Raw genomic sequence first — 7,436 nt, forward strand, 5'->3', positions numbered from 1 at the left:
CTTGAGGACGGCCAGGAGCTGCACCGCCTCGCCCGTCCCGCCGCCGTACATCGCCGACAGCAGCGCGAGCTTGGCCTTGGCGCGCGCGCTGAGACCGCCGTCGCCGTCGTCGTGGAAGGCGTCGGACAGGGCCGCGTAAAGGTCGCCGTGCGCGGCGGCCTCGGTGAACGCGCGGTCGCCCGCGAGGGCGGCGAGCACGCGGGGTTCGAGCTGGGCGGCGTCCGCGACGACCAGCGACCAGCCGGGGTCGGCGACGACGGCCCGGCGCAGCACGCGCGGGATCTGCAGCGCGCCGCCGCCGCTCGTCGCCCACCGCCCGGACACCACGCCGCCGACCACGTACTCGGGGCGGAACCGGCCGTCCTTCACCCAGGTGTCGAGCCAGGCCCAGCCGTGCGCGGTGTGCAGGCGCGACAGCTCCTTGTACTCCAGCAGCAGCGGGACGGCCGGGTGGTCGAGCCGCTTGAGCACGTGCGCGCGGGTGGACGCGATCGGCAGCCCCGCGCTCGCGAACGCCTTGATGATCTGCGCCGGGGAGTCTGGGTTGACGTGGACCCGGGCGCCGAAGGCGGCGCTGATGCGGTCGGCGAGTTCCTGCAGCCTGCGGGGGCGGAGCCCGCCGGTGGGGCGCGGCCCGAGCAGCTCGGTGAGCAGCGCGTCGTGCTCCTCGGCCGACCAGGGCAGCCCGTCGTGCCGCAGCTCGGCCGCCACCAGCGCGCCCGCCGACTCGGCCGCCGCGAGCAGCGCGAAGCCGTCCAGCCCGGCGATGGCGCGCTGCTGGGCGGCGTGCACCGCGACGACCTGCCCGATGTCGTCGGCGGGCGCGTCGCGCCCCGCCCGCCGGCCGAACGGCTCGCCGTCGAACAGCTCGTCGTCGAACAGCGACGCCTGCGGGGCCGGCTCGTCGGGGGGCGGCGGTCCGGCGGGACGGGCTCACCGCGCAGCCGCGCCCAGGCCGCCCGCACCGAGCGCGGCTCCCCGTACCGCCCGGCGTGGCCGAGGAGCAGGCTCTCCACCAGTTCGAGGTCGTGGCAGCGGGCCACCCGCACGCCCGCGTCGAGCAGCCGCGGGTAGAGCCGGGCGGTGGCCGGCCACACCCAGCGCGGCGCGGCGGCCCGCTCCTGCTCGGCGATGGCGGCGACCAGGTCAGGGACGTCGCGCGCGGGTGCTGCGGGCGCCCCGTCCTCGCCGAGCGTCCGCAGCGTGCCCCCGCCGCCGGAGCCGGCGGCGACCGCGATCCTCACCCGCTCATTGTGCTCGCCCCCACCGACAGAACCGCGCACGCGGAACCGCGCACGCGAAGGACCCCTCCGCGACGGGTGCGCGCGAAGGGGTCCCGCGAGTCTCGCCCGGACGGCCAGGGCCGTAGCCGTCCGGGTCCACGTGCTTAAGCGACCAGGGAGACCTGCTGGCCGGCCGGGGTGTCGCCATAGCGGTCGACGACCTTGTTCAGCTGGATCTGGTAGTACAGCACGCCGAACCCGAAGATGCCGAGCAGGAAGCCCATGCCGCCGCTGCAGCTCGGCTGGAGGCCGGCGGCGCGCTGGGCCTCGGCGATGCGGCCGCCGAGCTTGACGTACATGATCAGGGGCCAGATGCCGAGCGTGATGGCGCCGAACAGCATGGACAGCAGCGCGTTGGTGGCGGCGTTGTCGATGCGGCGGTCGAAGCGGTGCAGCTCGTCGTGGACCTTGAAGAACCAGACCAGGCCGTAGATGCCGAAAGTGATGATGGGCAGGCCGAGCCAGGCTCCGACCGGGTTGCGGCGCTTCATGTTGAGGCCCGCGCCGACGGCGGCGGGGGCGCCGCCCTGCTGCGCCGGTGCGGGCGCGTAGCCGCCCTGGTAGGCCTGCTGCTGCGGCTGGCCCTGGCCCTGCTGGGGGTAACTCATCGAGTTCGCTCTTCCTGTGGGACGCGGTCGTTTTCCGGCCGACCGTCCGTTACCGTTCACCCGTAAGGCTGAGCCCAAGACTGTAACGGCATCGAGCCACGTCGCGGGAGCAAATCGCCGACTTTGGCCACTTTGCGGGCGACTTCTCCAGATTTTTGGGCTACCGCAGCGGAATCGTCACCTCGTCCTCGCACGGCGGATCCGTCTCGTGGTCGCCGCAGCCCGTCGCGGCGAAGCAGCGGATGCGCAGCCGCGACTCCGTCACGTCCAGGCGCAGGAAGCTCTTGAAGAAGGGCGGCCTGTCCCAGTCGGCGAGCTCGGAGCGGAAGCGCTGCGGGAGCCGGTGCACCGGCAGCCGCAGGATCCCGGGGCGGCGGCGGCCGTCGCGCGGGACGCCGAGGACGGCCGCGACGAAGCGTGCGCGGCGGGGCGGCCGAGCCTCGTCCTGGGCGGCCTTGTAGCCGCGGCCCGGCCTGATGCCGAGCCGGTACCGGACGGCGGCGGTGGCCTCCTCCGGAGTGAGCTCGAACAGCTTCGGCAGCCGCAGCCACCGCCCGTAGAGCTTGCTGTAGCGGGAGAGGGAGTCGCCGCGCAGCGGGTAGCAGCGGAACTCGTTCTCCTCGACGACGTGCGTGCGCGGGATCGTGTGGGTGGCGTGCATGAACGCGCCGCCGCCGCCCGAGACGATGTACTGGATCGTGCGGCCGTCGCCGGTCCGCAGCGGGTAGCGCTGGTAGTTGTGGATGTCGCCGCCGATCGCGGCCACGTAGTGGTGGGCCGGATCCCGGACGATCTCGTCGACCGTCCCGCCGCCCTCGATCGCCCCCGGCCGGTGGTCGTCGTCCACGTACAGCGGCTTCCCGGTCACCAGCAGCTTGGGCTTCGGGCCGCCGGAGACCTCGCGCAGCCAGCGGCCCTGGTCGCGGTCGAGCGCGCCGGTGATCCCGGTGTCGATGCCGATGATGCGCAGCGACGGCGTGTCGATCGCCCAGTACGGCCCCGGCTGGACGGCGTGCTGGCCGGGCGCGCCCCGGTACTCGCGGCGGGCCGCGGCGACCGCGGCGGCGTCGACCTCGCCGGGGCGCCGCCACAGCAGCCGCGGGACGAACCCCAGCGCGCCGCGCCAGGGCGGCGGCGTGCAGTCGGCGTCCAGGCCGCAGAAGACGTGCAGGAAGCCGCGCAGGCCGTCGTACCAGTCGTGGTTGCCGGGGACGGCGAAGATCGGCGCCGGGTAGTCGCGGTAGGGGCGGAAGAACTTGTCCGGGTACTGCGCGCAGTCGCCGGTCGGGTAGATCACGTCGCTGGCGACGATCATGAAGTCGGTGCCGGCGGCGGCGTGCAGCAGCGGGGGCACCACCGCGTACTGCGAGCGGTCGCCCTCCCCCGTGTCGCCGAGCAGCGCGAACGAGAACTCCGGGGCCGAGCGGTGCACGGTGAACGCGGCCGGGGTGCCGCGCTCGCGCAGCGCGGCGACGCAGCGCCGGCGGATCGCGTTGGACGGGTCGCCGAACAGCTTCGCCAGCACGTCGTTGCGGGACCGCCACAGCACCGAGGGGCGCCGCCAGGAGAAGTCGGGGACGCGCTCGGGCAGCAGCTCGTTGAAGGTGCCGGGCCTCCCGCAGACCCACCCCGCGCCCGCCTCGGACGTACGCGAGTTGTCGGGCACGGGGGATTCCTCGGACACGAAACGCCTCCGGCAGCGGTGAGGGGATCCTCACAGCCTGTCCGGAGGCGGTCGCGGCGTCAAGCAGACGCGCGCGTGCGCGTGGTGGACGCCGGCGCCACCCCCAAGGACGCCGGCGCCACCACGTCGGGGGCGTCCGCGAACACCATGAGTCCCCCCAGAACGGCGAGCGTGCAGTCGCCTCTCATGATGCCTCCGCAGGACGGCCCCAAGGTCCCGAAAGCGGGACGTAACTGACGCTATACGGAGAGCCGTAATGCGGGCGTAAACCGCCCCAAACAGCAGGCAAAACCTCAGGGAGCCAGCACGCGCAGCGCGCCCGGCATGACCCGGGCGGTGACCGGAAGCACCCCGGGCAGCTCGCCGTCCGCCCCGTACGGCAGCCGGCGGCCGGGCCCGCCGGCCAGCTCGATCCGCACCTCCCGGCCGCGCATGACCTCCACCTCGGGGCGCCGCACGTGCGAGCCGTCCGCCAGCTCCCGCATCACCGCGAAGAACAGCGTCCGCGGCGCCCGCCGGATGAGGACGACGTCGAGCAGGCCGTCGTCGACGCGCGCGTCCGGGGCGATGTGCTTGCCGAACCCGTAGTAGCCGGAGTTCGCCGCGACGACCGTGTAGCCCTCGCGCCGGTGCTCCGCGCCGTCCACGGTGATCAGGTAGTCGGCGTGCCGCCAGGTGAGGACCGCTCGCAGCGCGCCCACGTAGTAGGCGGCGGAGCCGCGCAGCAGCCGGGTCCGGTTGGCGTTGTCGTTGGCGATCGCGTCGATGCCCGCGTAGACGCTGCCGAGGACGGGCGTCCCGTTGGCCTCGATCGCGTCCACCGCGCGCGGCTCGCCCTCCAGCAGCAGCGGGGCCAGCTCCGCCGCGTCCGACGGGACGCCGAGCTGGCGCGCGAAGTCGTTGCCGCGCCCGGCCGGGACGATGCCGAAGACCGCGTCCGTCCCGGCGAGGGCGCCGCCCACGCAGCCGACCATGCCGTCCCCGCCGACGCCGAGGACGACGCGCCCCGCCTCCGCCGCCGCGCGGGCGACGTCGGCGGCGTGCTCCATGCCGCGGCTGTACTCCACGTCGAGCTCGGCGCCCGCCTCGCGCAGCAGCCGGCCGAGCGGGATCAGGCAGGAGGCGGACGCGGACCCGCCCGCCGCCGGGTTCACGATCGCGGTGAAGGCGCGCATGGCGGTCACGCCTCCGGCGCCGGCGGGACGAGGACGCCCGGATTGAGGATGCCCGCCGGATCGACCCGTTCCTTGACGGCCCGCAGGACGGCCGCGCCGAGCGGCCCGATCTCCTTCGCGTACCAGTCGCGGTGGTCGGTGCCGACGCCGTGGTGGTGGCTGATCGTGCCGCCCGCGTCCACGATCGCGTCGTTGGCGGCGCGTTTCGCGCGCGCCCAGTGCTCGACCGGGTCCTCCCCCTGCGCCGACACGACGGTGAAGTACAGGGACGCGCCGGACGGGTAGACGTGCGAGATGTGGCACATGACGAGCGGCGGCGTCCCGGCCTCCGACAGCGTCCCGGTGAGGGCGGTCCGCACCGCCTCGTAGAGCTCCGGGACGTCCGACCAGAACGCGGCGGTCTCCAGCGTCTCGGCGAACGCGCCCGCGTCCAGCAGGGAGTCGCGCAGGTAGGGGGCGTTGAACCGGCCGTGCTCCCACTTCTCGCCCGGCCCGGCGCCGAGCGGCTCGCCGCCCGCGTCGCGGAGCACCTCCGCCGCGCCCGCCCGCCGGGCGGCCACGTCCGCCGGGGTGCCCTCGAAGCCGAGCACCGCCAGGCAGCCGGCCGAGGAGGCCCCCTCCCCGATCGCCGAGGGGTCGGCCAGGCCGACCATGGTCTCGGTCTCGTCCGAGAGGCGCAGCACGGTGGGCAGCGGGCCGTCCTGGGCGAGCCGGCGGAGCGCGGCGGCGCCCGCGTCGAAGGACGCGAACCGCCAGCCCTCGTACTCCCGCGCCTCCGGGACGGGCCGGATCCGCACCGTCACCGACGTGATCACGCCGAGCGCGCCCTCCGAGCCGAGGACGAGCTGCCGCAGGTCCGGCCCGGCGGCCGACTTCGGCGCCCGGCCGAGGTCCAGCGCGCCCTCGGGGGTCGCCACGGTCAGCCCGACCACCATGTCGTCGAAGCGCCCGTACCCGGCGGACGCCTGCCCGCTCGACCTTGCCGCCGCGAACCCGCCGATCGTCGCCCACTCGAACGACTGCGGGAAGTGCCCGAGCGTGAAGCCGCGCTCGGCGAGCAGCGCCTCGGCGTCCGGGGCGCGCAGGCCCGGCTGGAGGACGGCGGTGCGCGACACCTCGTCGATCTCGACGAGCCGGTCCATGCGGCGGAGGTCGAGGGCGATGAACGCGTCCACGCCTCTCGGCGCCGCGGGCGCTCCGTGGGGCGTGGAGGTTCGCCCCGCCTCGGACAGGACGGGTTCGAGGCCCCCGACGACGGACGTCCCGCCGCCGAACGGGACCACCGCGATCCGGCGCGCGGCGCACTCGCCGAGCACCGCGAGGACCTCCTCGTGCGAGCCGGGCAGGACGACCGCGTCCGGCGCGTCCGAGGTCTCCCCGGCGCGGATGCGCAGCAGGTCGGGAGTCGACTTGCCGCGCGTGTGCCGGACCCGCGTCTCGGCGTCGGCGCGGACGTTGCCGTCCCCGACGATCGCGGCGAGCGCGGTCAGGTCCGCCCCGGACAGCCGGGGGTCGGCGACCTTCAGCGCCCGCAGCGCGGGGGGCGCCGCGGCGGCGGGCCGCACGCCGAGCAGGTCGCGCAGCAGCCCGGCCGTCCCCTCGGGCAGCGGCGCGGCCTTGGCCGGATCCCCCCAGCCGCTCCACAGCATGTCCCGCGTCTCCACGCCGCCTCCTCGTCGTCCGCCCGTCCCCTGTGTGCTTACACTGTGACACATGACGTCGAATCGTCACAACAGGGCGGCGGCGCGGACCGCCGACGACACCGTGCTCGACGCGGCGCGCGACTGCGTGCTCGCGGTCGGCGTGCGCCGCACGACGCTGACCGACATCGCCCGCCGCGCGGGCGTGTCCCGGATGACGCTGTACCGCCGCTGGCCGGACGTCCGCACGATCGTCGCCGACCTGATGACCCGCGAGTGGACCGCGCTCGGCGCGGCGCTGCAGCCGCCCGACGACGGCCGGCCCGTCCGGCCCCGGATGGTGGACGGCCTGGTCACCGGCGTCCGGACGTTCCGCGAGCACCCCCTGCTGCGCAAGATCATCGAGGTCGACCCGGAACTCCTGCTGCCCTACCTGCTGGACCGCTGCGGCGCCAGCCAGCGGGCGTTCCTGGACTGGTTCGAGCAGGGGATCGCCGCCGGCCAGCGGGACGGCACGGTCCGCGCCGGCCATCCCGGCCGGCAGGCGCGGGCGCTGCTGCTGGTCGTCCAGTCCTTCGCGCTGTCCGCACCGATCATGATCGACGCGGCCGAGCCCGGCTTCGACGCCGACGCGTTCGACGCCGAGCTCCGCCACGTCCTGGAGAGGATGCTCGCCCCATGAACACCTCCGCACCGGACCCGCGCACGTCGCTGACCGCGGCGCGCCGGGAACGCGAGCTCGCCGCCCTCCCGGACGAGGTGGTGGACGTGCTGGTCGTCGGCCTCGGCGCGACCGGCGCGGGCGCCGCGCTGGAGGCCGCCTCGCGCGGGCTGTCGGTCGCCGCGGTCGACGCGCACGACCTGGCGTTCGGCACCTCCCGGTGGAGCTCGAAGCTGATCCACGGCGGGCTGCGCTACCTCGCGTCCGGGCAGCTCGACGTCGCGCACGAGAGCGCGGTCGAGCGCGGGACGCTGATGCGCCGCACGGCCCCGCACCTGGTGCGCGCGCTGCCGTTCGTGCTGCCGCTGACGCCGCTGGTGTCGCG

At 75.2% G+C, this 7,436-nt stretch carries 8 protein-coding genes; 3 read left to right on the forward strand and 5 right to left on the reverse strand.

The window, feature by feature from the left end:
• Positions 1-882: bifunctional 3'-5' exonuclease/DNA polymerase (locus ETD96_RS37415; protein WP_338072650.1), on the reverse strand; the 882-nt coding region annotated here is incomplete at its 3' end.
• Between ETD96_RS37415 and ETD96_RS47185 the strand changes: the two genes are divergently transcribed.
• Entirely contained in the window at positions 787-1,074 is a 288-nt protein-coding gene (locus tag ETD96_RS47185; protein WP_240808506.1) for a hypothetical protein, read from the forward strand. The genes ETD96_RS37415 and ETD96_RS47185 overlap by 96 nt on opposite strands.
• Positions 1,075-1,387: 313 nt before the next feature.
• Here ETD96_RS47185 and ETD96_RS37420 read toward each other — a convergent pair whose 3' ends face one another.
• From ETD96_RS37420 to ETD96_RS37435, 4 genes are all read right to left on the reverse strand, one after another.
• Entirely contained in the window at positions 1,388-1,891 is a 504-nt protein-coding gene (locus ETD96_RS37420; protein WP_138641239.1) for a DUF4234 domain-containing protein, read from the reverse strand.
• Between the two features lie 160 nt (positions 1,892-2,051).
• Positions 2,052-3,557 (reverse strand): metallophosphoesterase family protein, encoded by a 1,506-nt coding sequence (locus ETD96_RS37425; RefSeq protein ID WP_138641240.1) that lies wholly within the window; start codon positions 3,555-3,557, stop codon positions 2,052-2,054.
• A 311-nt stretch (positions 3,558-3,868) separates the two neighbouring features.
• Positions 3,869-4,750: a diacylglycerol/lipid kinase family protein gene (locus ETD96_RS37430; RefSeq protein ID WP_138641243.1), complete on the reverse strand. Its 882-nt coding sequence runs from the start codon at positions 4,748-4,750 to the stop codon at positions 3,869-3,871.
• Between the two features lie 5 nt (positions 4,751-4,755).
• Positions 4,756-6,399 (reverse strand): FAD-binding oxidoreductase, encoded by a 1,644-nt coding sequence (locus ETD96_RS37435; protein WP_138641244.1) that lies wholly within the window; start codon positions 6,397-6,399, stop codon positions 4,756-4,758.
• A gap of 64 nt (positions 6,400-6,463) precedes the next feature.
• Between ETD96_RS37435 and ETD96_RS37440 the strand changes: the two genes are divergently transcribed.
• Positions 6,464-7,072, forward strand: coding sequence for a TetR/AcrR family transcriptional regulator (locus ETD96_RS37440; RefSeq protein ID WP_138641241.1), 609 nt, complete (start codon positions 6,464-6,466; stop codon positions 7,070-7,072).
• A partial coding sequence (locus ETD96_RS37445) for an FAD-dependent oxidoreductase (RefSeq protein ID WP_138641242.1) occupies positions 7,069-7,436 on the forward strand: 368 nt, incomplete at its 3' end. The genes ETD96_RS37440 and ETD96_RS37445, both read left to right, overlap by 4 nt.

It is taken from the genome of Actinomadura geliboluensis (assembly GCF_005889745.1).
In the GTDB taxonomy this organism is placed as follows: domain Bacteria; phylum Actinomycetota; class Actinomycetes; order Streptosporangiales; family Streptosporangiaceae; genus Spirillospora; species Spirillospora geliboluensis.

Coding starts and splice junctions, on each gene's coding strand:
- ETD96_RS37440 (WP_138641241.1), top strand. CDS start 6,464: ATGACGTCGAATCGTCACAACAGGGCGGCGGCGCGGACCGCCGACGAC.
- ETD96_RS37430 (WP_138641243.1), bottom strand. CDS start 4,750: ATGCGCGCCTTCACCGCGATCGTGAACCCGGCGGCGGGCGGGTCCGCG.
- ETD96_RS37435 (WP_138641244.1), bottom strand. CDS start 6,399: ATGCTGTGGAGCGGCTGGGGGGATCCGGCCAAGGCCGCGCCGCTGCCC.
- ETD96_RS37420 (WP_138641239.1), bottom strand. CDS start 1,891: ATGAGTTACCCCCAGCAGGGCCAGGGCCAGCCGCAGCAGCAGGCCTAC.